24 protein-coding genes are annotated in these 26738 nt (G+C 65.0%); 6 read left to right on the plus strand and 18 right to left on the minus strand.

Annotated elements, in window-relative coordinates; translation table 11 throughout:
* Positions 1-37: 37 nt before the first annotated feature.
* The 4 genes from ACE039_RS13025 to ACE039_RS13040 form a co-directional block, all read right to left on the minus strand.
* Positions 38-1435 carry an MFS transporter gene (locus ACE039_RS13025; RefSeq protein WP_448710020.1) on the minus strand — a complete coding sequence of 466 codons (1398 nt, stop codon included), beginning with the start codon at positions 1433-1435 and terminating at the stop codon, positions 38-40.
* Positions 1435-2808 carry a bifunctional UDP-N-acetylglucosamine diphosphorylase/glucosamine-1-phosphate N-acetyltransferase GlmU gene (gene glmU, locus ACE039_RS13030; protein WP_332007715.1) on the minus strand — a complete coding sequence of 458 codons (1374 nt, stop codon included), beginning with the start codon at positions 2806-2808 and terminating at the stop codon, positions 1435-1437. The genes ACE039_RS13025 and glmU overlap by 1 nt, the downstream gene beginning before the upstream one ends.
* A gap of 67 nt (positions 2809-2875) precedes the next feature.
* Positions 2876-3709: a PhaM family polyhydroxyalkanoate granule multifunctional regulatory protein gene (locus ACE039_RS13035; protein ID WP_485822564.1), complete on the minus strand. Its 834-nt coding sequence runs from the start codon at positions 3707-3709 to the stop codon at positions 2876-2878.
* A 42-nt stretch (positions 3710-3751) separates the two neighbouring features.
* Complete coding sequence (locus ACE039_RS13040; protein WP_485822565.1) at positions 3752-4420, minus strand: glycine zipper 2TM domain-containing protein; 669 nt, start codon at positions 4418-4420, stop codon at positions 3752-3754.
* 131 nt (positions 4421-4551) lie between these two features.
* Between ACE039_RS13040 and ACE039_RS13045 the strand changes: the two genes are divergently transcribed.
* Positions 4552-4788, plus strand: coding sequence for a DUF3717 domain-containing protein (locus ACE039_RS13045; RefSeq protein ID WP_105559041.1), 237 nt, complete (start codon positions 4552-4554; stop codon positions 4786-4788).
* Here the strand turns inward: ACE039_RS13045 and ACE039_RS13050 are convergent, their stop codons facing one another.
* From ACE039_RS13050 to ACE039_RS13070, 5 genes are all read right to left on the minus strand, one after another.
* On the minus strand, positions 4789-5394 hold the full coding sequence (locus tag ACE039_RS13050; RefSeq protein ID WP_105559022.1) for an SCO family protein: 606 nt from the start codon (positions 5392-5394) through the stop codon (positions 4789-4791).
* A 17-nt stretch (positions 5395-5411) separates the two neighbouring features.
* Complete coding sequence (gene cyoE / locus ACE039_RS13055) at positions 5412-6305, minus strand: heme o synthase (protein ID WP_105559023.1); 894 nt, start codon at positions 6303-6305, stop codon at positions 5412-5414.
* A gap of 13 nt (positions 6306-6318) precedes the next feature.
* Positions 6319-7353 (minus strand): COX15/CtaA family protein, encoded by a 1035-nt coding sequence (locus ACE039_RS13060; protein ID WP_448710016.1) that lies wholly within the window; start codon positions 7351-7353, stop codon positions 6319-6321.
* 53 nt (positions 7354-7406) lie between these two features.
* Positions 7407-7988 (minus strand): thioredoxin domain-containing protein, encoded by a 582-nt coding sequence (locus ACE039_RS13065; protein WP_169274121.1) that lies wholly within the window; start codon positions 7986-7988, stop codon positions 7407-7409.
* An 84-nt stretch (positions 7989-8072) separates the two neighbouring features.
* A complete protein-coding gene (locus tag ACE039_RS13070) occupies positions 8073-8879 on the minus strand; it encodes an SURF1 family protein (protein WP_105559026.1) in 807 nt (268 codons plus the stop codon).
* Positions 8880-8915: 36 nt separating this feature from the next.
* On the opposite strand from ACE039_RS13070, the gene ACE039_RS13075 reads away from it, so the two are divergent.
* Positions 8916-9116 (plus strand): twin transmembrane helix small protein, encoded by a 201-nt coding sequence (locus ACE039_RS13075; RefSeq protein ID WP_006224570.1) that lies wholly within the window; start codon positions 8916-8918, stop codon positions 9114-9116.
* Positions 9117-9242: 126 nt separating this feature from the next.
* Here ACE039_RS13075 and ACE039_RS13080 read toward each other — a convergent pair whose 3' ends face one another.
* The 5 genes from ACE039_RS13080 to coxB all read right to left on the minus strand — a co-directional run bounded on the left by ACE039_RS13080 (position 9243) and on the right by coxB (position 13414).
* Positions 9243-10118, minus strand: coding sequence for a cytochrome c oxidase subunit 3 (locus tag ACE039_RS13080; protein ID WP_105559027.1), 876 nt, complete (start codon positions 10116-10118; stop codon positions 9243-9245).
* 37 nt (positions 10119-10155) lie between these two features.
* Positions 10156-10380 (minus strand): DUF2970 domain-containing protein, encoded by a 225-nt coding sequence (locus tag ACE039_RS13085; protein WP_105559028.1) that lies wholly within the window; start codon positions 10378-10380, stop codon positions 10156-10158.
* 9 nt (positions 10381-10389) lie between these two features.
* Positions 10390-10515, minus strand: coding sequence for a cytochrome oxidase small assembly protein (locus tag ACE039_RS13090; RefSeq protein WP_233214233.1), 126 nt, complete (start codon positions 10513-10515; stop codon positions 10390-10392).
* Between the two features lie 31 nt (positions 10516-10546).
* On the minus strand, positions 10547-12154 hold the full coding sequence (gene ctaD / locus ACE039_RS13095; RefSeq protein WP_105559029.1) for a cytochrome c oxidase subunit I: 1608 nt from the start codon (positions 12152-12154) through the stop codon (positions 10547-10549).
* Positions 12155-12256: 102 nt separating this feature from the next.
* Positions 12257-13414: a cytochrome c oxidase subunit II gene (gene coxB / locus ACE039_RS13100; RefSeq protein WP_105559030.1), complete on the minus strand. Its 1158-nt coding sequence runs from the start codon at positions 13412-13414 to the stop codon at positions 12257-12259.
* 290 nt (positions 13415-13704) lie between these two features.
* Between coxB and ACE039_RS13105 the strand changes: the two genes are divergently transcribed.
* The gene (locus ACE039_RS13105; protein WP_485822566.1) at positions 13705-14511 is read left to right on the plus strand and encodes an NUDIX hydrolase; all 807 of its coding nucleotides are present in this window, start codon (positions 13705-13707) and stop codon (positions 14509-14511) included.
* 1 nt (position 14512) lies between these two features.
* On the opposite strand, the gene ACE039_RS13110 is transcribed toward ACE039_RS13105, so the two are convergent.
* Complete coding sequence (locus ACE039_RS13110) at positions 14513-17152, minus strand: cation:proton antiporter (RefSeq protein ID WP_485822567.1); 2640 nt, start codon at positions 17150-17152, stop codon at positions 14513-14515.
* Positions 17153-17392: 240 nt separating this feature from the next.
* Between ACE039_RS13110 and ACE039_RS13115 the strand changes: the two genes are divergently transcribed.
* Positions 17393-18184, plus strand: coding sequence for a phosphodiesterase (locus ACE039_RS13115; protein WP_485811056.1), 792 nt, complete (start codon positions 17393-17395; stop codon positions 18182-18184).
* A gap of 360 nt (positions 18185-18544) precedes the next feature.
* Here the strand turns inward: ACE039_RS13115 and rpoH are convergent, their stop codons facing one another.
* The 3 genes from rpoH to fghA form a co-directional block, all read right to left on the minus strand.
* Positions 18545-19429 carry an RNA polymerase sigma factor RpoH gene (gene rpoH, locus ACE039_RS13120; RefSeq protein WP_105560385.1) on the minus strand — a complete coding sequence of 295 codons (885 nt, stop codon included), beginning with the start codon at positions 19427-19429 and terminating at the stop codon, positions 18545-18547.
* A 324-nt stretch (positions 19430-19753) separates the two neighbouring features.
* A complete protein-coding gene (locus ACE039_RS13125; RefSeq protein WP_485822568.1) occupies positions 19754-20443 on the minus strand; it encodes a hypothetical protein in 690 nt (229 codons plus the stop codon).
* A 98-nt stretch (positions 20444-20541) separates the two neighbouring features.
* Complete coding sequence (fghA, locus tag ACE039_RS13130) at positions 20542-21408, minus strand: S-formylglutathione hydrolase (RefSeq protein WP_485822569.1); 867 nt, start codon at positions 21406-21408, stop codon at positions 20542-20544.
* A gap of 229 nt (positions 21409-21637) precedes the next feature.
* On the opposite strand from fghA, the gene ACE039_RS13135 reads away from it, so the two are divergent.
* Positions 21638-22396: a hypothetical protein gene (locus ACE039_RS13135; RefSeq protein WP_105560388.1), complete on the plus strand. Its 759-nt coding sequence runs from the start codon at positions 21638-21640 to the stop codon at positions 22394-22396.
* Between the two features lie 351 nt (positions 22397-22747).
* A partial coding sequence (locus tag ACE039_RS13140; RefSeq protein ID WP_485821002.1) for a glutamate synthase-related protein occupies positions 22748-26738 on the plus strand: 3991 nt, incomplete at its 3' end.

Genomic DNA, 26738 nt, shown 5'->3' on the forward strand with positions numbered 1-26738 from the left:
GCGGACCCGCCCCAGGCCCCGTCGACACTAACCGGCGCTAGACCCGCAGTTTGTTGAACCGGACGGTGTTGACCACCACCGCCAGCGCGGCACAAACCGTTCCCAGCACCAGCGCCAGCCCCGGGCCATGCGCGACGCTGACGCTGAATGCAATGGCCACCAACGCCGTGCCAAAACTCTGGCCGAACACCCGGGTAGTCGCCTGCAGGCCGCCCGCGGCGCCGCTGCGCGAGCGGGGCGCCGCCGACAGCATGGCGCGGTTGTTGGGCGTCTGGAAGAAACCGAAACCCACTCCGGCCACGAACATGCCCGCCACGATGAACCAATTGGATACCGACGACGGCAGCAACGCCAGCCACAGCATGCCGGCCACCATGGTCGCCGCCCCCACGCCGCTGAGGGTGGCGGCGGAATAGCGATCGGACAGCCGGCCCGCCAGCGGCGCGATGATGGCGGTGCCCACGGGCCAGGCGCCCATCAACATGCCCACCTCCAGGTACGGACGGCCAAGCACCTGCTGGAAATAGAAGGGCAGCGACACGTACGACGCCATTTGCGCGGCGAAGGTGCAGGCCGATGCACCCACGGCGAACGCCAGCGGGCGGATACGCAGCAGGTCCACCGGCACCAGCGGCGCCGGCTGCTTGCTGACGCGGCGCACCAGCACCCAGCCCGCCACGGCCGCGATCGCCACCAGGCCGATGCCCCGCAGCAGATCCTGACCCATCATGTCCACGCCCGAAATGAAAACGCCCAGCGTCGCCATGCAGAGCAGGGCGCTGACCCAGTCCAGCTTCACGTCGTTGCGCGGCACTTCAGGCAGGTGGCGCAGGCCGAACATCGCCAGCACGCAAATGGGCAGGTTCACCGCGAAGATCCAGGGCCACGGCGCGACCGACAGAATGGCGGACCCGATGGTGGGACCCAGCACCGACATCACGGCCACCGTGGTGGCGTTGATGCTGATGCCCCGGCCCAGCATCTTCAGGGGATAGATGTTGCGCACCAGGCCGCCGAACATGCACATCAGGGTGGCGGCGCCCACGCCCTGGAACACCCGCGCCGCGGTCAGTTGCCACAGCGTGCCGGCCAGCGCGCACCCCAACGAGGCCAGGGTGAACAGTATCAGGCCAAAGGTGAACATGCGGCGAAAGCCGATGCGTTCGGCCAGCGCCGACAACGGCAGCAGCGTCATCACCACCGCCAGATTGTAGGCATTGACGATCCAGACGGCTTCGGCGGGCGAGGCGTGGAGATCGACGGCGATGGTGGGCAGCGCCACGTTGGCGATCGTGGTGTCCAGCACCGACAGGCTGATGCCCGTCATCACCGTGGCTGCCGCCCAGTACCGGCGGGGGGCCGGCAAACCGTCGGGCGGCGCGGGCTTGGCGCCCCCGCCCGGCGGTGTGTCCCGGGCGGAGTCGTTCTCCGCCATCACGACTTTTTGACCGGACGCTGCCAACCCTCGACCGTAAGCTGTTTAGCGCGCGACACGGTCAGCTTGTCGGCCGGCGCGTCGCGGGTCAAGGTCGTGCCTGCGCCGAGCGTCGCGCCGCGGCCCACGCGCACGGGCGCCACCAGCTGAGTGTCCGAGCCAATGAAAGCGTCGTCTTCGATGACCGTGCGGTGCTTGTTCACACCGTCGTAATTGCAGGTGATCGTGCCGGCGCCCACGTTCACGCGCTGGCCGATGTCGGCGTCGCCGATGTAGGCCAGGTGATTGGCCTTGCTGTCCGCGCCCAGCACGCTTTTCTTGATCTCGACGAAGTTGCCGACGTGGCTGCGGTCGCCCAGTTCAGCGCCCGGGCGCAGGCGGGCATACGGGCCCACGCGTGCATCCCGGCCCACTTCGGCCTGCTGCAAGTGACTGAAGGCTTCGATCTGGGTGCCGGCGCCGACGGTCACGTCGCGCAGGACGCAGTGCGGGCCCACGCGCACGCCATCGGCCAACGTCACGTTGCCTTCGAACACGCAACCCACGTCGATGAACACGTCGCGCCCGCACGTCAGCGTGCCGCGCACGTCAAAGCGCGCCGGATCGGCCAGCGTGACGCCCGCTTCCAGTTGGCGGCGGGCCTGCTCGCCCTGCCAGCGGCGTTCCAGTTCGGCCTGTTGCACGCGGCTGTTCACGCCCAGCGTTTCCCAGCCCGCGCCAGGTTGGGCCGCGCCCACCGGCACGCCATCGGCAACGGCCAGGCCGACCACGTCGGTCAGGTAGTACTCGCCCTGCGCGTTCTTGTTGTCGATGCGGGACAGCCAGTCTTTCAGCTTGGCGGTCGGGGCGGTCAGAATGCCGGTGTTCACTTCCTTGATGGCGTGTTCCGCTTCCGAGGCGTCCTTGTGCTCGACGATGCGGCACACATTGCCCTGGGCGTCGCGCACGATGCGGCCGTAACCCGTGGAATCCGCCAGGACTTCCGTCAGCACGGCGGCGCCCGCGGCGCGCGCGGTCAGCAGGCGTTGCAGCGTGTCCGGCTGCACCAGGGGCACGTCGCCGTACAGCACCAGCGTCACGTCGTCCTTGCCGTCGCCTTCCAGCAACAGCGGCACCGCTTGCTGCACGGCGTGGCCGGTGCCTTGCTGCGGCTGCTGCAGCACGAAGTGCAAGTCAGCCTGACCGTCGAACGCCTGTTTGACACGATCGGCGCCGTGGCCCACCACGACGATGATGCGCGCCGGTTTCAGTTGGCGCGCGCTATCCAGCACGTGGCCCAGCATCGGTTTGCCGGCCAGCGTGTGCAGCACTTTGGGAAGATCGGACTGCATGCGTTTGCCCAGTCCGGCGGCAAGAATCACTACGTTAAGCATAAGTTCCATGAAAGGTTGGGACGGCCGAGCGGCCTTGCGGCCGTCTCGCTTGTCGATTGAAAGGGGGTCAGGGCTTGCCGTCGGCAGCCCCGGATTTCTTGGCGGTCTTCGTCGCCGATTTGCCGGCCGTCTTGGCGGCAGGCTTGCGCGACGCCGGTTTGGAAGCTTTCGCTTCGGTCTTCGCGGCGGCCTTGGATTCGCCGGGCTTGGCCCGCGCATCCGCGCCTGGGTCCGTGCCCGGCGCGGCGGGCGTGCCCGGCATGGACGCGGCGGTGGCGGCCGCAATCTGGTTGAACTGCTGCTGCAGCAGATCCCACCATGCCTTGGACGCCGATTGCGCGGCGGCGCCCATTTGTTCGCTCATGCCTTGCATGGCCGACTCCGGCGTGGCCTTGTCCGCGGCCTCATCCGCCTCCGCGTCCTTGCCGGCCGGCGCATCTTGCGCGTGGCCTTGCGCCGACGACGGATTCGACGCGGGCTTGGCCGCGGCCTTGGGCGCGGCCTTGGGCGCGGGTTTCAGGCCCAGCACCACTTCAAGGGGAGACGCCGCGCCGCTATCGCGCATCGCGCCCATGTCCATATTGGCCGCGCTATCCACAAACGCGCGCAACGTGCTGATGGTGGAGCGCTGCACTTCCATGCCCTGGATGGTGGACGACAGCATTGACAGGTTCATGCGCAACCAGTTTTCAACCGAGCGCAGTTCCGCGATGCGGCGGTCCAGGTCTTCAAGGTTCATGGGAGGCGCCATCGGCAAGCTACTGGCCAGACCGCCGGGTCCGGTCAGGCCCGCCCACGCCTGGCGCATCATTTCCATGCTGGCCAAGAGGGGATTGCCCGACAGGTCGGAATTCTGTCCCATGCCAGGAAGGACGAACGGATTCGTGAAGTGGTCGCTCATGACAGGTCTCCCCAAATGCGGATGGTTTCCGCCGGCTGCCGGTCAACCCGGCACCAGCTGATTATTCTCCACGCGCACCCGGTCGCCCGAGGCAAAGGCGAACGGCTGCGCGCTGCGGAACTGGCGCGCACTACCGTCGCCCATGCGGACCGTCAGCTCATAGTGCGTCACCGTTTGTTGCTGTCTGATATTACGCTCAACTTCACGGCCTGCCAAAGCGCCGCCCACGGCGCCCAGCACGGTCAGCGCCGTCTTGCCGCTGCCTCCGCCAAACTGATTACCCACAACGCCGCCCACGACGCCGCCGCCGATGGTGCCGACCAGATGATTGCTATCGTCCTTCGCGGGGACTTGCACCTGGCGCACCGACTCCACCACGCCGCAGCTCTTGCAGGCTTGCGGCGCCGGAGCCGGGGCCGAGGCGGCGGGACGGGGCGCCGCGGCAGAGGCCGGACGGCCGGTTTGGGCCGGTGCAGGCGCAGGCGGCTCGGAGGCTTGCGAGGCGGAAGCCTGCGGCGCGGGTGCCAGGTTGGCGCTTTCCGGGCCTGCGCTGACCACGGGCGCCTCCGCGTGGGGATTGGCCGACGGCGAGGGCAACCAGCCCATCACCGCGGCCACGCCCACCGCGCACATGACAATGACGGCAATCGCCGCGGCGGCGACCAGCGGGTGCAGGCCGCGGCGCGGGGTGTCGATTCGGGTGGTATTCATGATGAAGCTCCATCGTAACTAACCGGCATCGGTATAGCACCCGGGCGCCGTTTCGGCATGTTGCGATGGTGACGCTTCTTTGCAGCCGCCGGGCCGGTGGACAGGCCATCCCATTCGTGGACAATAGGCGCATGGATTCCATTTCCTTGCCCCAGCTCGAACAGGCGATCAACTATTGGCGCAACTTGTCGCCATCGGTCGGCGACGAATCGCGCCTGTGCCCCGAAGCCGCGGCGCTGGCCACGCCCTACGCCCTGATGATCATCACCCACCGCCACGACATCCCGGTGGCCGAGCTCAATGAAAAAGCCCAGGCGGCACTGGCCGGCTGGGCTGCTTCGGGCGCGCGCGCCCCGACCGATCCCTGATCAGCCTTTCAGCAGGGCCTTGATGTCGTGCGTCAGGGCGTCCACGCCCAGGTTGTTGTTGGCCAGCACGCGGGATTCGCCCTTGCCATCCAGCAAATAGAACGCGGCGGTATGGTCCATCGTGTAGTTCCCGTCCTTGGTGGGCGCCTTGGCGTAGTACGCCTTGAACGACGCGGCAGCCTTTTTGACCTGGTCCGGCGTGCCGGTCAGGCCCAGGAAGCGCGGATCGAAGGCCGTGACGTACTGCTTCAACACGTCCTGCGTGTCGCGCTCGGGGTCCACGGTGATTAGCAGCACCTGCACGCGCTCGGCGTCCGGGCCCAGCTTCTTCATGACTTCGGTCAGCTCGGCCAACGACGTGGGGCACACGTCGGGGCACTGCGTGAACCCGAAGAACACCACCACCACCTTGCCGGCGAAGTCGGACAACTGGCGCGTCTTGCCGTTGGTGTCGGTCAGTTCCATGCCGCGGCCCAGCTGGGTGCCGCTGATGTCGCTGCCTTTGAACGTGGGCGCGCTTTCGCCGCAAGCGGCAAGAGCGGCGGTGAAGGCGGCAGCGGCGCCGAAGCGCAGGGCCAGCCGGCGGCTGGCGGAAAACACGGACATCAACAACCTCCAGGGGGTCAGCGCAGCAGGCCGACCCAGTGGTCCACCAGCAGGGCGCCGAACAGCAGCGCCAGGTAGAGAATGGAAAAACGGAACATGCGGCGCGCCAGCTCGTCGCTATAAGCGCGGTACAGGCGCCAGGCATACGAGACGAACATCCCGCCCAGCACCAGCGCCGACAGCAGATAGAGTTCGCCGCTCATGCGGATGGCGTAGGGCAACAGGGTCGTGGCCACCAGCGCCACGCTGTACAGCAGGATATGCAGGCGCGTGAACTGGTTGCCGTGGGTGACGGGCAGCATCGGCAGGCCGGCCTTGGCGTAATCGTGGTTGCGATACAGCGCCAGCGCCCAGAAGTGCGGCGGCGTCCAGATGAAGATGATCAACACCAGCACCCATGCTTCGGCAGGCACCGAATCCGCCACGGCGGCCCAGCCCAGCGCCGGGGGCATCGCGCCGGACAAGCCGCCAATCACGATGTTCTGCGGCGTGCGCGGCTTGAGAATGACGGTGTAGATGACGGCGTAACCCACAAACGTGGCGAAGGTCAGCCACATGGTCAGGGGGTTGACCAGCGTGTACAGCACGAACATGCCTGCGCCGCCCAGCAGGCCAGACAGGCTCAGCACCTGGAAAGCCGAAATGGTGCCTTGCGCCGTGGCGCGGCGGGCCGTGCGCAGCATACGCGCGTCGACCTCCTGTTCGATCAGGCAGTTGATGGCGAAAGCGGCTGCGGCAAGCAGCCAGATGCCAATCGTGCCGAACAGCACGCGGCGCATGTCGGGGATGCCCGGCGCGGCAAGGAACATGCCGATGACTGCGCAAAACACGGCCAGCTGCGTGACGCGCGGCTTGGTGAGTACGAAGTATTGGCGAAACAATCCGGATTGGGGAGCGGCAAGACTGGTCATAGTGGACCCTATTTTAAACGCGCACCGAATTGGGGCCATAGCCCGCCGCCGGCGCGCCTCCCGCTGTGGACAAACGCACCATCAGCACCACGGCGGCCAAGGTCAGGCCCGCGGCTCCTCCATTGTGCAGCACGGCGATCAGCAGCGGCCACTGGAAGAAGATGGTGGTGAGGCCGGTGAACAACTGCGCGGTCAGCAGCGCCAGCATCAGCGTGGCGGGGCCGCGCAGCCCAGGTTCGGCCCGCAGCCGCCAGGCCAGCGTGCCCAGGTACAGGAACACGACAAAGGCGAAATTGCGGTGCACCCAGTGGATTGCCGTCAGGGCGGGCTGCGAGATCATCTCGCCCGAGGGCAATTCGCCCAGGCCGCGGATCACCGAATAGCCGCCGTGGAAGTCCATGTCCGGTACCCACTTCCCGTGGCACATGGGGAAATCCATGCAGGCCAGCGCGGCATAGTTGGTACTGACCCAACCGCCCAACGTCACCTGCACCAGCAGCAGACCAAACCCCACCGCTACCCACGGCTTCCAGCGGGCCGCCGCCGCGCCGATAGGCAGATGCGGACGCTCACGGGCAGACAGCCAGGTCATTAACGCCAGCACCGACAGCCCGAACACCAGATGGGACGTCACCACGGCCGGCATCAGCTTGTGGGTCACCGTCCAGGCGCCGAACGCGCCCTGCACGCACACGGCGACAAGCGTCGTGACGGCCAACGCGGGCGAACGGCCCAGTTCGCGCCGATAACGCCACGCCATATAGACGATGCCGATGATGAGCATGCCCAGGATGGTCCCGACATAGCGGTGGATCATCTCGATCCAGGCCTTGGACATCGTCACGGGGCCGAAGGGCATCGCTTGCGACGCCTGGTGGATGTCGCCCTGCGCGCCCAGCGGCGTCACGCTGCCGTAGCAGCCGGGCCAGTCGGGGCAGCCCAGGCCCGAGTCCGTCAGGCGCACGAAGGCGCCGAACATGATCAGGTCCAGGGTCAGAAACCAAGTGAAAAAAACCAGCTTGCGATACCGCGCTTTGATGCGTTCCATTTCCCTACCATTACTCTGCCGCGCCGCGGGAATCCCGCGGCACGTGAAACCCGTCATCCAATCCTGGAGTTATAGACCAGCTTGCTGATGTCTTTGCGCACTTTGACGCCGTCGGCTTCGGCGGGGTACTGCATCATCAGATTGCCCAGCGGGTCGATCACCCACATCGGCTCCGGCAACCCGGGCTGGCCGGCGGCCGTGTCCCGCGCCAGCAGGTAGCGCGCCAGTTGATCGGGGTCCGCGCGCAGCATGACCGTGCCCTTGTAGGCTTCCAGCACCTTGTCCGGCACTGGCGCGTCATCGGTGATGAACCAGACGCGCGCCAGGCGGTCCACGTTCTTGCCCTGGCTGGCGTGGCTGTTGCGCGTGATGTAGAGCTTGCGGGCGCAGCTTTCCGGGCAAGCCGCGCCGTCCGCCGTCACCAGCAGCCACTTGCCCTTCAGGCTTTGCAGGTCGAAAGGCTTGCCGTCCAGTGTGGTCAGCTTCAGTTCGGCCGCCGCCGGCATCGGGCGCTGCGGCGACACCAGCGTGCCGTAATTGCTGGAATCCGCCGGCCACCACTGCGGGTTCATGTACACCACGAAGGCGGCCACGATCGGCGCCAGCGAACACAGAAACACCAGCAGCATGGGCATCAATGAGCGCTTGCCTGCGGGTTTGTTGGATGAAATATCGCGAGCCACTTTATATCCTGGATGATTCGTTCATGGACGCACGCGTCAGGCCGGGGGGCCGTTTCGCGCGCGCTGGCGCATGCGCTTGATGGCGCCCCCCAGCACCACCAGCCATGCGATGGCGGCTATCAGACCAAACGCGAACCACTGCACGGCGTAAGACGTGTTCTTCTGAAAATCCACCGACGGCTGCGGCCAGTCCCGGATCAGGCCGCCGGCGGCGCCCGGGTCCGCCGGGCCCGTCTGGCTCAGCACCACCGGCAACAGGTTCAGCCCCGTCGCGCGGGCATAATCGGCAAGCGGCAGGTTCTGCACCTGCGGCACGCTGCCGTTTGCCACGGGCAGCGCCTTGGGCAGCGCGGATTGATCCTGCCCGCCCATCGACCAAAGCTCGAACATGCGCGGCACACGGTCGGAGAGTTCACCGGTGACGGTCTGTGCGCCTTCGGGCGTTGCCGGCAGCTTGGGTTCGCCCTGGCCCTGGATCACGCGCGGCAGCCAGCCCCGCAGCACCACCACCGCCTGCCGCGACGACGCATCCAGCAGCAGCGGCGTGGCCAGCCAGTAGCCGGGCCTGCCGTCGTGGTTGCGGTTGTCCAGCAGTACACTGAATTGCGGCAACCATGTGCCGCTGGCCTGGGCCACGCGCCACGCGGTCATGTCGTCGGAAGGCGTTGCCGGCGTCAGCATCAGCGGCGCCTGCTTGCGGCCCGCCTCGATCGCCGCCAGAATGGCGCGTCGCTCGTCGCTGCGACGCAACTGCCATTGCCCCAGCGACACCAGAATCACCACGGCGATGCCAAGCAGGAGTAAGGCGGCTACCGTGTAGCGGGTTGAATGCGGTCGGGCCATGTATCGTTGCTAACTCTGTTTTGTCCGGAGACCACCATGCGCGTTTTCGTCGTACTGGCCTTCATCGGGATTCTGGCCAGCCTGGCATCCGCCCTGGTCTACCTGATGCGGGACAAAGGCACTACCAGCCGCACTGTCAATGCACTGACCGTGCGCATCGGGCTGTCGGTCGCCCTGTTCCTGTTCGTGCTGTTCGCCCATCACATGGGCTGGATCGAAAGCACCGGGCTTAGATAGGCCGGCGGGGGCATCGGTTCCCCCTTATTGCAACAAAGCGCGATCGGCGCCCGGCATTATCGCCGCCCGGGCCCTTATCGCGCTTTGCCCGCCCTGCGCCGCAGAGCGGGTCCGTGCCGGCCTGCGTCAGAACCAGTAGACGAACAGGTACAGGCCCAGCCACACCACGTCCACAAAGTGCCAGTACCAGGCCGCGCCTTCAAAGCCGAAGTGATGATCGGCGGTGAAGTGGCCCCGGATCAGGCGGATCAGGATGACCGTCAGCATCGTGGCGCCCAGGATCACGTGGAACCCGTGGAAGCCGGTCAGCATGTAGAACAGCGACCCGTACGCGCCCGAGTTGAACTTCAGGTTCAGCTCTGTGTACGCATGGTGGTATTCGGCGGCCTGACAGGCCACGAAGATGAAGCCCAGGATGACCGTCGCGGCCAGCCAGAACATCGTCTTGCCGCGGTGGTTCTCGCGCAGCGCATGGTGCGCGATCGTCAGCGTGACGCCCGAGGACAGCAGCAGCGCGGTGTTGATGGTGGGCAGCCAGAAGGGGCCCACCGTCTGGAACTGCTCGACCACGCCGGCCGGGCCGAAGTTGGGCCAGGCCGCCTTGAAGTCGGGCCACAGCATCAGCCGGTGGTCGATGTCGCCCAGCCACGGCGTCGTGATCGTGCGGGTGTACCAGAGCGCGCCGAAGAAGGCGGCGAAGAACATGACTTCAGAGAAGATGAACCAGCTCATGCCCCAGCGGTAAGAACCGTCGATGCGCTTGCTGTTCATGCCGGCTTCGGATTCCTGGATGGCGTCGCCGAACCAGTAGTACAGCACGACGATCAGGCCGATGAACCCCGCCAGCACCGCCCATTTGGCCCAGTCGACGCCGTTGATCCAGGCCGCGGCGCCCAGCCCCATGAACAACAGCGCCACCGCCGTACGCACGGGGTGCCCCGAGTCGGCGGGCACAAAGTAGTACGGTGCCTCTTTACCTTGAACCGAGTGGCTTGCACTCATGGCTTTCTCCCTGGTACAGATTTATCGATTAAGTGATTCAAGTCAGGCTAGAAACAGCCCAACGCACAATTAATACCAGCACAGTAACGAAGATTGCCGCTGCCAGCAGCCCGGCCACGATCACGTGCACCGGGTTCAGCTTGGCGCTGTCTTCCCGGTAGCCCGCGCCCTTGCGCACGCCGAAGAACCCCCACGCCACCGCCTTCATCGTCTGAAGGAAGCTCAGCTTGCGCTGAGTGGTTTCGTGCAGGTCATCGCTCATGGTCGTGGCCTAGCCGACCGCGTTGCCGGTCAGCAGCGCCGAACCCCGCAACACGGTCCAGGCAAACACGGCAAGGACGAAAACCAGCAGGACCAGCCCTGCAATTTTGTTACGGCGGCGCTGCTCGGGTGTCATTGCTGTGCTACCTGGAACATGAAAGGCGGGTTCACTTCACTTCGGGCGGTGTTTCGAAGGTGTGGAACGGGGCCGGCGAGGGCACCGTCCATTCCAGCCCTTCGGCGCCTTCCCACGGCTTCGCCGCGGCGACTTCGCCCTTGCCCATGTAGCAGCGAATGATCGCCCACAGGAAGATCAATTGCGACAGGCCGAACCAGAACGCGCCGATGGTGGCCATCTGGTGGAACGTCGTGAATTGCGCGGCGTAGTCGGCATACCGGCGCGGCATGCCGGCCAGGCCCAGGAAGTGCATCGGGAAGAAGGTCACGTTGAACGAGATCAGCGTCGACCAGAAATGCAGCTTGCCCAGCTTTTCGCTGTACATGCGGCCGGTCCACTTGGGCACCCAGTAGTAGGCGCCGGCGAACAGCGCGAACAACGAACCCGCCACGAGCACGTAGTGGAAGTGAGCCACCACGTAGTAGGTGTCGTGCACCTGGATGTCGATCGGGGCCACGGACAGGATCAGGCCGGTGAAGCCGCCCATCGTGAACACGAAGATGAAGCCGATCGAGAACAGCATCGGCGTCTCGAACGTCATCGAGCCGCGCCACATCGTGGCGACCCAGTTGAACACCTTCACCCCGGTCGGGATGGAGATGAGCATGGTGGCATACATGAAGTACAGCTGGCCCGTCACCGGCATGCCCGTCGTGAACATGTGGTGGGCCCACACGATGAACGACAGCACGGCGATGGAAGCCGTGGCGTACACCATCGAGGCATAACCGAACAGCTTCTTGCGGGCGAACGCGGGCACGATGGCCGACACGATACCGAACGCCGGCAAGATCATGATGTAGACCTCGGGGTGCCCGAAGAACCAGAACACGTGCTGGTACAGGACCGGGTCGCCACCGGCGGCCGCGTTGAAGAAGCCCGTGCCGAAGTGGCGGTCGGTCAGCACCATGGTGATGGCCGCAGCCAGCACCGGCATCACGGCCAGCAGCAGGAACGCGGTGATCAGCCAGGTCCAGCAGAACAGCGGCATCTTCATCAGCGTCAAGCCGGGCGCGCGCATGTTCAGGATGGTCACGATGATGTTGATCGCGCCCATGATCGACGACGCACCCATGATGTGCATCGCGAAAATACCCAGATCCATGCCTGGACCCATCTGCAGGGACAGCGGCGCATACAGCGTCCAGCCCGCGGCGGTGGCGCCGCCCGGCACGAAGAACGACGCCGTCAGCATGATCGCGGCCACCGGCAGCAACCAGAAGCTGAAGTTGTTCATGCGCGCGAACGCCATGTCGGACGCGCCGATCTGCATCGGGATCATCCAGTTCGCGAAGCCCACGAAGGCCGGCATGATGGCGCCGAACACCATGATGATGCCGTGCATGGTGGTGAACTGGTTGAACAGTTCGGGGCGGAAGAACTGCAGGCCCGGCTCGAACAATTCGGTGCGCAGCAGCAAGGCAAGCGTGCCGCCTTCCAGCAACATGGCAAACGAGAAGATGAGATACATCGTCCCGATGTCTTTATGGTTCGTGGCGAATAGCCAGCGGCGCCAGCCCGTGGGCATGGCGTGGTGGTGGTCATCGTGACCGTGGCCGTGGCCCGGCGACACGTGGTCTACAGTGACGCTGCTCATGATGGACTCCTTCCTGCTGAGTGCCGCCCCCGTTCCACGGGGACGGCAGGGTATCTCTAACTAAACGGAACCGGTTCTAACGGTGGGAACGCAGGCGCGCGATCAACGCGCGGCCGCGACGTCCTTCGGTAGAACCGTCGGGTCCTGCCCCTTGCCTGCATTGCTCCAGGCATGGCGCGTATAGCTGATGACCGCTGCGATCTCGACATCATTGAGCTGCCCGCCGAATGCCGCCATCGCGGTGCCGGGCTTGCCCTTGAGCACGGTGTTGATCTGGCCCGCCTTGGGGCCCAGAACAACCTTGTCTCCGTCGAGCGGTGGGAAACTGCCCGGAATGCCCTTGCCGTTGGCCTGGTGACAGGCTACGCAATTGGCGGCGAAGACCTTCTCGCCACGGGCAACCAGTTCGGCTTCCGTCCACTCTTTATTGGGATCGTCGGCGTTTGCCGCCATCTTCTTTTTCTGGTCTTCAACCCACTTATCGTAGTCGGCCTGCGCCAGGACTTCCACGACGATGGGCATGAAGGCGTGGTCTTTGCCACAGAGTTCCGCGCATTGGCCACGGTAGATGCCGGGTTTTTCCGCACGGAACCAGGCGTCCCGCAGGAAACCGGGGATGGCATCCTGCTTGACGCCGAAGTCGGGGATCATCCAGGAGTGGATGACGTCGGCCGCGGTCAGCACGACCCGCACCTTCTTGTCCACCGGGACCACCATGTGGTTGTCCACTTCCATCAGGTAGAACTCGCCCTTGGGCTCGCGGTTCTCGATCTGCGCGCGGGGCGTGGACAGCGTGGACAGGAACTTGACGCCGGCAGCGGAGCCGTCGAGGTATTCATACCCCCACTTCCACTGATAGCCCGTGACCTTGATGGTCAGGTCGGCGCTTGAGGTGTCTTTCATGGCCACGACCGTCTTGGTGGCCGGTAGCGCCATGGCGATGACGATGATGAAGGGAATGACCGTCCAGGCGACTTCCACGCCAAGATGCTCATGGAAGGTCGCGGCCTTGTGCCCGCGGGACTTCCGGTGCGCCCAGATGGAGTAGAACATCACCCCGAACACACCAATGAAAATCACGATACAGATCGTGAGCAGCAACCAATGCAGCCACATGATGTCGCGCGAAATCGCCGTGACACCCTCATGCAGGTTCAGCTGATTGACCTTCGGGCCGCCGGGCATGTCTTGCACCTGAGCGTTGGCCACGCTGCCAATCAGCATCGCACAAGCCCCCAGTATCCCTCTCCACTTCTTCATGCTTACCTCGAAACACGGCGCGAGGGCCCTTGTCGCCTAGTGGCACGAGTGTCACTTCAACAGGACTACGCGCAATTATTAGATGGCAGGGCTAGGCAGGGAGATAGAGCGGCCCCCGCATTCCCACTCGAAATCACAAAGAAACTGGCGGATTATAGCGGACACGCAAACAGTTGTAAGACGGGCCTCTTGATTTCGTGGGCCCCGCCCCCATCTGCACGCGCCTCTTGACCGCGCGCCATAAACAGGGTGGCATAAAATCACCGCCAACTTCATCACGGCGCCCAACGATGCCCAAGCAGTTGTCCGATTTGTATGTCGACCTTTGCGCCCGCGCACAGGAAGCCGCCCCCGACGGCGCGCACGCTTTATATATAGCGGGACGCCGCTGCGGGTGGGCGACGCATGCGGCGTGCGACGCGCTGCGCGACGCGCCCCGCATCGTGTGCGACGACACGGCGCTGCATATCGGCCGCGACCTGACGCCGGGCGCCGAGCTGAACACCGTGTTGGAAAACGCCGCGGAACTGTTGCGCCAAGCCAACTGCCTGCGCGGCTGGCGCGACGAATTGCTGGATGTGATGGACGGCGTGCTGCCCCTGGGCGTGATCGAACGCGCGGCCGTGCGGCCCCTGGGCCTTCTGACCAAAGCGGTGCATCTGAACGCCTGGACCCCGGATGGGCGGCTGTGGGTCGCGCGGCGCGCGCTCAGCAAATCCACTGATCCCGGTATGTGGGACACACTGGTGGGCGGCCTGGCGGGCTGCGGCGAAGATCTGGAATTGGCCTTGCTGCGCGAATGCGGCGAAGAAGCGGGCCTGGATGCGCCCGACCTGGTCCAGCGCACACCTTTGCGCACCATTCTGCGCATCCACCGCCGGCTGCCAGAGGGCTATCAGGTCGAAGACGTGCTGACCAGCACCTGCGTGCTGGCGGCCGACGCCCGTCCCGCCAACCGAGACGGTGAAGTCATGCAGATCGCCACCGTGGACGTGGCGACCGCCGTGCGGCAGGTCGCCGAGGGTGAATTCACGCTGGAAGCGGCGCTGGTGATCATCGAAGACATCATGCAGCGTCAGGCCGCCGGCCAGATCTGAATCAGCGCGGGGCGACGCCTGGCTCGCCCACCAGGCTGGACGGCGGCTCGGCCGGCGCTTCGACACCTGCGGCTTCCGCCGCTTCGGCGGCCTGGGCCGGGCTGGGGACAGACACCGGGGCGGGGGTGGGCGCGGCCGCTGCCGCGGAAGCCTGCGAAAACTGCTTCCAGACCTCGATCGCGCGCAAGCGCTGTTTGGCCACGACCTGAATGCGTTCGCGCAGGTGCTCGTCCCGCGCCAGCAACGCGTGGAAATCGCGCGACGACAGCATCAGCAACTTGCTATAGCCCAGCGACGTGACGTCCGGCGTGATCTGCTGTTCACCCAACAATCCAAGTTCACCGAAGAATTCGCCGCTGCCCAGTTCGATCATGGTGTGATCGGGCAGATGCACGGCCACGGCGCCCGACGCCACAAAGCACATTTCCTCGCCATGGCGGCCCTTTGTCAGCACGCGCTGATCGGGCAGGGACAGGCGCGGCTTGAGCAGCTTGCTAATCGCGCGCAGCGAATCGGGCGACAGGCCTTCGAACAGCGGCACGCGCTTGATCAGGTCGGCCGCGCTCATTTCGATATCCAGCGGGGGGTGCGTATCAATATGCGCCCAGCGGCTCTTCAACTGCGCCATCAAATCGGCATAGACCTCGCCGCTGATCAAAAACTGCTCAAGCATGTCGCGGTAGCGGATGCGTTCCAGCTCGCGTGCCACCCGGCCCAGATAACTTTCCTGCAACCACTGCGCGTAAGACGGGTACTGCAGGTTCAGCGCCTGCATGGCGCTTTCGATGAGGTCCAGGCGGCGCTGGTGCAGCGACACGATGCGCTGCGTGGCTTCCTCGCCCAGCAGCGGAGTGATCTGCTCCCGCGCGAAGACGATCAGCCGCTGCGCGACGGAGCGCTTGCTCATCAGGTTGGCGAAACGCTGCCCCAGTTCGCGCGCCAGCCAGCCCTGGAAACCAAACAGGTAATGCATGCGCAGCGCCAGGCGGAAGGCGGTGGAATAGCGCACGTCCGCCACGATGGCGCGTTCAAAGCCCGGCACCCCGCCCAGGCGGATGGCGTCCTCCAACCGTTCGGCCCGCGCCAGCAAGGCTTCGGCCATGCGCCAATCCACGATCTGCGCCTTCAGAATGTCGAAGAACATTTCCTCTTCGCGCTGCGCCACGATGGCCAGGCCCACGGCCACCCGCTGCTCGTCGCTCATCTGGCTGACCTGGCCGTCATGCACGCTGGTCAGGCTGGCGTCGAACACGGCGCGGATGCGGTCGCGGACCTCGGTGCCGATGTGCTCGGTCTTGGCCACTTCGTCGGTTTTGCCTTGCAGGTCTTCCAGCGCCACGGCCAGCGCCTGATTGCGGATGGTGCGTTCCACCGACGACAACTGGTTCAGGCCCAGCATCCGGATCAGCGGCCGCAGGCTGATGCCGTTGATGAAGAGCGTCAACAAGACGTAGCTGGTCGTGGCCACCGCGATGAATTGGCGCGCCTCTTCGGGCACGCCGGTCTGCTCGGTCACGGCCAGCGCCAGCGCCAGCGACACGGCGCCGCGCAGCCCGCCCCACAGCATCACCACCTTATACGGGTTGCTGACCTTGGTACCCAGTTTCGTCAGTCCCAGCAACGGCAATAGCCCGAAGACCACGATGGCGCGCGCGACCAGCGTCGCGACGAACACCACGGCCACCAGCACCAGTTCCTGCCAATCGGCGGCGGCCATCAGCTTGGGGATCAGCATGGCCGCGAACAGGAAAATCAACGAGTTGGCCCAGAACCCGAATTGCCCCCAGGCGCTGGACAGATATTCGAAAGTGGTCGGGGACATGCGCGTGCGGCCGGTGGACCCCACGACCAGGCCCGCGATCACCGTGGCGACCACGCCCGAAACGTTCAGGTAGTGCTCGGAAATAAAGAAGGACAGGTAGGCCAGCGTTAGCGTCAGCGTGATCTCGGCCGTGGGAAAGCCGCGTAGCCACGCAAACAGGAAGCAGGCCAGCCGCCCCATCGCGAAGCCGGCGATGCCGCCCCCGATGAAGTGCACGATGAAGTCGTTGAAGATACCGCCGACGGTCAGTTCGCCATGGCCGCTCAGCACGGCCAGCAGCACGGAGTACAGGGCGATGGACGCGGCGTCGTTGAAGAGGCTTTCGCCTTCGACGAGCGTCGTCAGGCGCTTGGGCGCGCCCACCTCGCGGAAGATGCCCACCACGGCGACAGGGTCGGTCGTCGCGACGATGGCGCCCAGCAGCAGGCAGACCACCAGGCCGTAAGACGAGATCGCGTCCAGCGTCACGCCGACCACCACCGTGCACACCACCACGGCCACGATGGCCATCATCAGGATGGGGCCGATGTCGTCCATCAGGCGGCGCACGTTCATGGACAGCGCGGTCTCGAACAACAGAACCGGCAGGAACACCATCAGGAAGGTTTCAGACGAAATCTCGAAACGTTCCAGCGAGTCCAGGAAATCGGCGATCCAGCTGGGCGCCCAGCCGTGCACGTGAATGATGATGCCCAGCAAACAACCGACGATAGCCAGCAGCACCGAGTACGGCAGCTTGAGGCGGCCGGCCAGCGGAGGCATGAAGCAGACCAGCGTAAGCAAACCGGCCAAGCCGAAAACAAGAAAACCGACATCCATGGATAGCGCCGCGCCCCGAACATGAAACCAATGTGAAGTTTTCCAAGAATAGCGGCTTTTTCCCGCGCCCCCTGGCGGCAAATCGAAGAGAATCGCAGCCACGCACGTTTCGTTACCCCAAGGCGCTCGCGAAATGCGCGCCGGGTTCTGTTTTTTGGGTAATGTGCAAACGTACCCACTCCGCAGGAGCCACACTTGCCTCGCGTCCATTCCCTGGCCCGGCGTCACGACGCGCCCGCCATGCTCGTCCAGTTGACCGACAGCCATTTGTTCGGCGAACCCGACACCGCGATGCTGGGCGTCAATACCGACGCAAGCCTGCGTGCCGTGCTGCGCCAGATCGAGGCTGACGGCAAGCATCCCGACCTGTTGCTGGCCACGGGCGACCTGTCGCAAGACGGCGAAGCCGCCTCCTACCGCCGCTTTGCCACGATCCTGGGCGAAGCCGAAGGGTTGGCGCGCGCCCAGATCCGCTGCCTGCCAGGCAACCACGATCAGCCAGCCGTGCTGCGCCAGGAATTGGCGCAATGGTCGGCGCCGGTGACAGACGTCGGCGCGTGGCGCGTCGTGGCGCTGGACACCACGGTGCCCGGATCCAATGCCGGCCACTTGCCCGACAGCCAGCTTGATCTGCTGGAGACCGCCCTGGCGGAGGCCCCCGGCCGCCACACGTTGATCGCCATGCATCACAACCCGATGCAGATGGACAGCCACTGGCATGACTCGATGATGATCGACAACCCGCAAGCGCTGTTCAAGCGCCTGGCCCGCTGGCCGCAGGCTCGCGTGCTGCTGTGGGGGCACGTGCACCATGAGTTCGACCGCCGCCGGCATAACCTGCGCATGCTCGCCACGCCGTCGACCTGCTTCCAGTTCAGCATCCGCGATGGCAAGCACGTGGTCGACAACATGGCGCCCGGCTATCGCTGGATCAAGCTCTATCAGGACGGATCGATGGCGACCGGCGTGCGCCGCGTGCAAGATGCGCTATGGCATACGGCGCTGGCACCCGACGACGCACAGGCAGCTTGATAGGGAAGAAGGCAATGCGGAATCGGGCGACGCGACGCCCGCATTGGGTTCGCGCATAAAAAACGGGGCACCAAGATATGCATGGTGCCCCGCAAGCATCCGTCTCATAGGGGAGGGGAAAGAGGAGAAGCCGAGACGGATGACAAGACTGCTAACCGAAGTTCGCGGTCTACATGAAGTTAGTCGGCGCGATCCCCATTAAGTTTCTGCGATCGCGCAAAATTCAGGACTAAATTTGTATCAATTTATTGATCGAGCTGGCGCCCGTGTGATCGCACCATTCGTGACCGCCGCGCGCAAAGAAAAGGGCCGCTTGCGCGGCCCTTTTCGGTGTGGATCCCGCGGATCGCAGGCGGGTGATCAGGCGGCCAGGTTGCCGCGCATTTTCTTCAATGCGGCCGCTTCGATCTGGCGGATGCGTTCGGCCGATACGCCGAATTCCTGCGCCAGTTCATGCAGCGTGGCGCCCCCGTCGTCTTGCAGCCAGCGGGCCTCGACGATACGGCGCGAACGGGCGTCCAGCGCTTCCAGGGCCGTATTCAGCCCGGTGCTTTGCAACTGGTCGCGCGCGGCGCGTTCCAGCACCCGCGTGGGTTCCTGGCGGCCATCGTCGGACAGGTAGGCGATCGGCGCGTAGCTGTCGTCGTCGTCGTCCTGGTTTTCCAGCGACATGTCGCGGCCAGACAGGCGCACTTCCATTTCGCTGACGTCTTCGCGGCGCACATTCAGTTCGCGCGCGATGTGATCGACCTGTTCAGGGTCCAGCGTCTGGCCATCGGGGCGCATGCTGCGCAGGTTGAAGAACAGCTTGCGCTGGGCCTTGGTGGTAGCCACCTTGACCAGGCGCCAGTTGCGGATGATGTATTCGTGGATTTCGGCCTTGATCCAGTGCACGGCAAACGACACCAGGCGCACGCCGCGCTCGGGATCGAAACGCTTCACGGCCTTCATCAGGCCGACGTTGCCTTCCTGGATCAGGTCGGCGTGGGGCAAGCCATAACCGAGGTACTGGCGGGCAACCGACACCACCAGGCGCAGGTGCGACAGAATCAACTCGCGCGCAGCGCCCAGGTCTTCCTGGTCGCGCAGGCGACGGCCCAGCTCGGTTTCACGCTCGGCGGACAAGACCGGCAGGCGGTTGACCGAAGAAATATACGCGTCGATCGTGCCAAGTGCGCCCGGATTGGCAATGGCCAACGCCAGGGCGTTGCCAGAAGCGGCCAACGAGGTACTGGGTTGTTTCATAGCGAGGGTCTCCGGAAAGCGAAGGGGTAACGACATGGATTCGATGTTAGCACTCTAGTAGAGGGAGTGCTAATTCGACTATTGCGGTGCGTCAAAGTTTCATGGGACAAATACGTCCCCATTTATTTCAAGCGCCGATCTACGGCAGCGTGGGGGCTCCCTTTTCCCGCCGGGCCGCCCCAAGGGAAAAGACGCCCCCTTGGGGGGCAGCAAGCGCAACGCGCGCAGCGTGGGGGCTCCCTTTTCCCGCCGGGCCGTCCCAAGGGAAAAGACGCCCCCTTGGGGGGCAGCAAGCGCAACGCGCGCAGCGTGGGGGCCCACCCACTACCAGCCCAGGCGCTTGAGGCCTTCGGCCGTCGCTTCGCCGTCAGGCCGGACAAACAGGGCGCCCCGGGGGTCCATGAAGACCTGGTACTTGGCACCGTCGAACAGTGGCATATAGGCGCCGCTTCCGAATTGGACATCGACGAAGGGGAACCAGTTCGGGAACGTCTTTTTAAGCGACCCCAGGTCCGGCGCCGGCCAATCGTCCAGCGCATGGACCGAACGCGTCGCCGACGCTTCTCGCGACGCGTCGCTATAGCGGCCGGACAGGCGCTCCAAGCGGTACAGGGGCGGCACGCCCGCCATCAGCGCCGGCAGCTTCCAGCGCACGACACGAGCGTCGATCTGCCACTGGTCGCCGTACAGCACGTATTGCTTCGGGCTGACGCCCGACGCCGTGGCGGTCACCTGGAACTGGCCTTCCGCCTGCTGGCGAACCTCGATGCGGGCCACGGATTCGTCTGTGGTCAGCCGGAAGAACTGGACCAGCGACAGCGCCAACAAGCCCGACACGCATCCCAGCAGCACCAGCATCAAGCCGAACAGGCGGCGCACCGGCCGGACCTGGAACATCTTGCGGCCACGTTCGTCGCGGGGGCCGCCCCGGCCCAGCAGCATGACCATGCCAGGCAAAAGGACGACGACGGCGGCCAGGAGTATCCAGACGAAGGGAGCGATACCGTTGATCAAGTCAGGCGTTCCTATTCAGGGTGCCGCGGGGCCAAGCCCGGCGCGCCCAGGGCGCCACGAGCCTGCCGCGGCAGGCACCCCAGTATAGAAGCGCGTGTTCAGACCGCCGGTTTTCCAAGCCGCTCGACGTGAAACCGGATGTGATCTTCGATGAAGGTCGAAATGAAGTAGTAGCCGTGGTCGTAACCGGCTTGGCGGCGCAGCGTCAGCGGCTGGTCGGCAGCGGCGCAGGCCGCCTCGAACACGTCGGGATACAACTGTTCGGCCAGGAATTGGTCGGATTCGCCCTGGTCGATCAGGATGCCGGCCGGGAAGGGCTGCTGCAGGCTGCGCATCAGGGTAGAGGCGTCGTACGCGGCCCATGCCTGGACGTCGTCGCCCAGGTAGGCACCAAACGCTTTCTTGCCCCACGGGCACTGGCTGGGCGCCGCAATGGGCGCGAACGCAGACACCGAGCGGAACTTGCCCGGATTGCGCAGCGCCAGCACCAGGGCGCCGTGGCCGCCCATGGAGTGCCCAAAAATACCCGTGCGCGACGCGTCGCCGGGCAAGGCCTCGCCCGTGACGATGCCATGCAGCTCGTCGGTGACGTAGCTGTACATGCGGTAGTGGCCACGCCAGGCCGGCGTCGTGGCGTCGACATAGAAGCCGGCGCCGGTGCCCAGGTCCCAGCTTTCGTCTTCGCCCGGCGCGTTGGCGCCGCGCGGGCTAGTGTCCGGGGCCACGAGCATCACGCCCAGTTCGGCTGCCAGACGCTGCGCGCCCGCCTTGATCATGAAAGTCTCTTCGGTGCAGGTCAGTCCCGCCAGATAGAACAGCACCGGCACCGGCCCGTGTTCGGCTTGCGGCGGAATGTAGACCGAAAAGCGCATCGGCAGGCCGATCGCCGCGGACTCATGGCGGTAGTAGCGCTGCGTACCGCCAAAGCAGCGATGCTGGGAAATGAGTTCCAAGGCCACAGGCATGGATTTTCTCCGGTCAGGGGTGAAAAAAACGTCGACGGGTTAGGGTATATCCACGGTACGACGTTCCGTCGCCGAATGTTAACCTGCGCTTCATACGGGCCCGGCGGCAAAAAAAACAGATTCCGTGCCCATATTGTGATCACGGGACTTGACCAGCGCCCACCGTGGCACTATTTATATACCGTGAGCGAAGACAACCCGTTCTTCCAGATACGCAAGCCCTGACACTATGGCCCGTCTGCCCCGTCTGTACGCCCCTGGGCTGCCCCAACTGGTGCAGGCCAACTTCATTTCGCCGCTGGCCGCGCCATCGCAACCCGCGCCCGCGGATATCCTGAATCAACTAGCCACCTGGCTGGGCGAATCCGCCCAACGCCATCGGGTGTCGGTTCATGGGTGGCTGCTTGCCAACGACCGCATCCTGCTGCTGGCCACTCCGGCCGACGAAGAAGGCCTTCCCAGGCTGATGCAGACGCTGGGCCGAAATCTGGCAGCGCGCCTGCGCGGCGGTCGCGTGTTCGCGGGCCGCTATCGGTCCGCCCTGCTGGAACCCGGCGCCTGGGTACTGCCAGCGCTGGTCTGGCTGGAAACCTACCCCGTGCGCAGCGGCGCGTCGCAAGACCCCGATTCCTGGCCTTGGTCCTCGGCGGCGAGCCACACCGGCAACACGACAGCGGCGCCTGCACAGTGGCAATCCGATCACGCCGATTACTGGGCGTGCGGCAATACGCCGTTCGACCGTCAGGCCAACTATCGCAAGCGTCTCCAGGACGGCCTGTCGCGCGAAGAATCGCAACGCATCGACCAGGCCGTGTCGGGCCAGTGGGCGCTGGGCGGCGCAAGCTTCATTGCCAGCCTGGCCCATACCGCCAGCCGGCGTGTCGCGCCCGGCCAACGCGGCCGGCCGCGTAAAAAGCCCGCCGCGCCGGCGGATGCCGAGTCCGGTGCTCCGGCCCCCTCGCCATCCCCGCCGACCACAAGCTCCTGACATCCCGACCCGCCTGCATGGCGGGTTTTTTTTGGCGCGACGCACGTTCACGTGCACTTTTCGCCACATCGACGCGTCAATTTCCCAGCCGCAAATGTCCATAAAATTAGGGACGCATAAAGGGAAATTCAGGGATTCCACCTCCGTCGGCATGCGACGCCCTGGGCACTCGCCGTGGCAAGCCAATAACGGCGCGGGCGATGATGCGTCCCCATATTTACGCACTATGATGGAGCATTAATATAAATAGGGTCATACCCTGTTTGTTTCTATTGCACCCTACTTGCGACGGGGGTATTGTCCGTCTCCTGCACTGCAACATTACGACGCAGGCCCACTGCGGAGCGCGCCATGCCCCAAATTACCCCGATCGAATCCTGTCCCACCCCCAAGGCGACCCCTATCGATGCCAGCCGCATCGGTCTGCCTGCGGCTCAAGGGCTGTACCACCCCAAGAATGAGCACGACGCCTGTGGTGTCGGTTTCGTTGCGCACATCAAGGGCAAGAAAAGCCACGCGATCATCCAGCAGGGTCTGAAGATCCTTGAAAACCTGGACCACCGCGGCGCTGTCGGCGCGGACAAGCTGATGGGCGACGGCGCGGGCATCCTGATCCAGATTCCGGACACGCTCTATCGCGACGAACTGAGCCAGCAAGGCATCATCCTGCCGCCTCCCGGCGAGTACGGCGTGGCCATGGTGTTCCTGCCCAAGGAAACCGCCTCGCGCCTGGCTTGCGAGCAAGAACTTGAACGTTCGGTGCGCGCCGAAGGCCAGGTCGTCCTGGGCTGGCGCAATGTGCCGGTGGACGTCGACATGCCGATGTCGCCCACCGTGCGCGAATGCGAGCCCGTGATCCGCCAGCTGTTCATCGGCCGTGGCGCCGACGTGATGGTGCCCGACGCACTGGAACGCAAGCTGTACGTGATCCGCAAGACCGCCAGCCACGCCATCCAGAACATGCATCTGGCCCACGGCAAGGAATACTTCGTGCCGTCGGCGTCGGTGCGCACCGTGGTCTACAAGGGCCTGCTGCTGGCCGACCAGGTCGGCCGCTATTACCGCGATCTGGCCGACACCCGCGCCGTATCCGCGCTGGCGCTGGTTCACCAGCGTTTTTCGACCAACACGTTCCCCGCCTGGCCGCTGGCCCACCCGTACCGCATGATCGCCCACAACGGCGAAATCAACACGGTCAAGGGCAACTTCAACTGGCTGCGCGCCCGTGAAGGCATGATGCAATCGGCCGTGCTGGGCGACGATCTGAAAAAGCTGTACCCCATCGTCTACGAAGGCCAGTCGGACACCGCCACGTTCGACAACTGCCTGGAACTGCTGGTCAATTCCGGCTATTCGCTGGCCCACGCCATGATGATGATGATCCCGGAAGCCTGGGAACAGCACACGCAGATGGACGAGTCGCGCCGCGCGTTCTACGAATACCACGCTGCCATGATGGAGCCGTGGGACGGCCCCGCCGCCGTCGCCTTCACCGATGGCCGCCAGATCGGCGCCACGCTGGATCGCAATGGTCTGCGCCCCGCCCGCTACCTGGTCACCGATGACGACATGGTCATCCTGGCGTCCGAAGCCGGCACGCTGTCGATTCCCGAGAACCGCATCGTCAAGAAGTGGCGCCTGCAACCGGGCAAGATGTTCCTGATCGACCTGGAACAAGGCCGCATCATCGACGACGCCGAAATCAAGCTGCAACTGGCCAACAGCCGCCCGTACCGCCAATGGATCGAGCGCCTGCAGATCAAGCTGGAATCGCTGCCGGCCCCGCGCCAGGCCGCCGTCGCCACGCAGTCGTCCGTGTCGCTGCTGGATCGCCAGCAGGCATTCGGCTGGACCCAGGAAGACTACAAGTTCATCCTGGAACCCATGGCGTCCACCGGCGAGGAAGTCATTGGCTCGATGGGCAACGACGCCCCGCTGGCCGTGCTGTCCGACCGCGCCAAGCCGTTCTACAACTATTTCCGCCAGTTGTTCGCGCAGGTCACGAACCCGCCCATCGACCCCATCCGCGAACAGCTGGTGATGTCGCTGGTGTCGTTCATCGGCCCCAAGCCCAACCTGCTGGACATCAACAACGTCAACCCGCCGCTGCGCCTGGAAGTGTCCCAGCCGGTGCTGGACTTTGCCGCCATGGCGCAGATCCGCGACATCGAGCAGGTCACGGGCAAGAAATTCCGCAGCTTCGAGCTCGACATCACGTACCCCGCCGCCTGGGGCCCCGAGGGCATTGAAGCCCGCGTGGCCGCGCTGTGCGCGCGCGCCGTCGATGCCGTGCAAAGCGGCTACAACATCCTGATCGTGTCGGATCGCCTGGTCGACAGCGAACGCGTGGCCATCCCCGCGCTGCTGGCAACGTCGGCCGTGCACCAGCACCTGATCCGCGCCGGCCTGCGCACCAACACCGGCCTGGTCGTGGAAACCGGTTCGGCTCGCGAAGTGCACCACTTCGCGCTGCTGGGCGGCTACGGCGCCGAGGCCATTCACCCCTACCTGGCGCTGGAATCGCTGGGCAAGATGAATGACCCCGAAAAGGCCGTGAAGAACTTCATCAAGGCAATCGGCAAGGGCTTGAACAAGGTCATGTCCAAGATGGGCATCTCGACCTACATGTCCTATACCGGCGCGCAGATCTTCGAAGCCGTGGGCCTGCAAAGCAACCTGGTGAACAAGTACTTCACCGGCACCTCGTCCAACATCGAAGGCATCGGCATCTTCCAGGTGGCCGAAGAAGCGCTGCGCCAGCACCGCGCGGCGTTCAGCACCGACCCCGTGCTGGCCAACGACCTGGACGCCGGCGGCGAATACGCCTACCGCGTGCGCGGCGAAGAGCACATGTGGACGCCGGATTCCATCGCCAAGTTGCAGCACGCTTCGCGCGCCAACAACTACCGCACCTACAAGGAATACGCGCAGATCATCAACGACCAAAGCCGTCGCCACATGACCCTGCGCGGCCTGTTCGAATTCCGCTTCGACCCGTCGCGCGCCATCCCGCTGGATGACGTCGAGTCCGCCAAGGACATCGTCAAGCGCTTTGCCACCGGCGCCATGTCGCTGGGCTCGATCTCGACCGAAGCGCACTCGGTGCTGGCCGTGGCCATGAACCGCATCGGCGGCAAGTCCAACACCGGCGAAGGCGGCGAAGACGAACTGCGCTACCGCGCCGAAATGCGCGAAGGCAAGAGCACCATCAAGGACGGCGACACGCTGGCCTCGCTGCTGGGCTCGGACCGCATCGAAGCCGACGTCGTGTTGAAGAAGGGTGATTCGCTACGCTCAAAGATCAAGCAGGTGGCCTCGGGCCGTTTCGGCGTGACCGCCGAATACCTGTCGTCCGCCGACCAGATCCAGATCAAGATGGCCCAGGGCGCCAAGCCCGGTGAAGGCGGCCAGCTGCCCGGCCACAAGGTGTCGGAATACATCGCCAAGCTGCGTTATTCCGTGCCGGGCGTGGGCCTGATTTCGCCCCCGCCGCACCACGACATCTATTCCATCGAAGACTTGGCCCAGCTGATCCACGACCTGAAGAACGTGAATTCCAAGGCGTCGGTGTCGGTCAAGCTGGTGTCCGAAGTGGGCGTGGGCACGGTGGCCGCGGGTGTCGCCAAGGCTAAGGCCGATCACGTCGTGATCGCCGGCCATGACGGCGGCACGGGCGCATCGCCGGTGTCGTCCATCAAGCACGTTGGCACGCCGTGGGAACTGGGCCTGGCCGAAACGCAGCAGACGCTGGTGCTGAACCGCCTGCGCAGCCGCATCCGCGTGCAGGCAGATGGCCAGATGAAGACCGGCCGCGACGTCGTCATCGGCGCGCTGCTGGGCGCCGATGAATTCGGCTTCGCGACGGCGCCGCTCGTCGTCGAAGGCTGCATCATGATGCGCAAGTGCCACCTGAACACCTGCCCGGTGGGCGTGGCCACGCAAGACCCGGTCCTGCGCAAGAAATTCCAGGGCAAGCCGGAACACGTCGTCAACTTCTTCTTCTTCATCGCCGAAGAAGTGCGCGAAATCATGGCCCAGTTGGGCATCCGCAAGTTCGACGACCTGATCGGCCGCGCCGATCTGCTGGACATGCGTTCGGGCGTTGAGCACTGGAAGGCGCAAGGGCTGGACTTCGCCCGCGTGTTTCATCAAACGCAGTCGGACGCCGATGTGCGCCAGACCGAAGAGCAGGACCACGGCTTGGCCGGCGCGCTGGATCACCAGTTGATCGACCGCAGCCGCCCCGCGCTGGAACGCGGCGAAAAGGTGTCGTTCATCGTGCCGGTGCGCAACCGCAACCGTACGATCGGCGCCATGCTGTCGGGCGCCGGGGGGGGGGGGG

The organism is Achromobacter maghribensis (genome assembly GCF_057334215.1).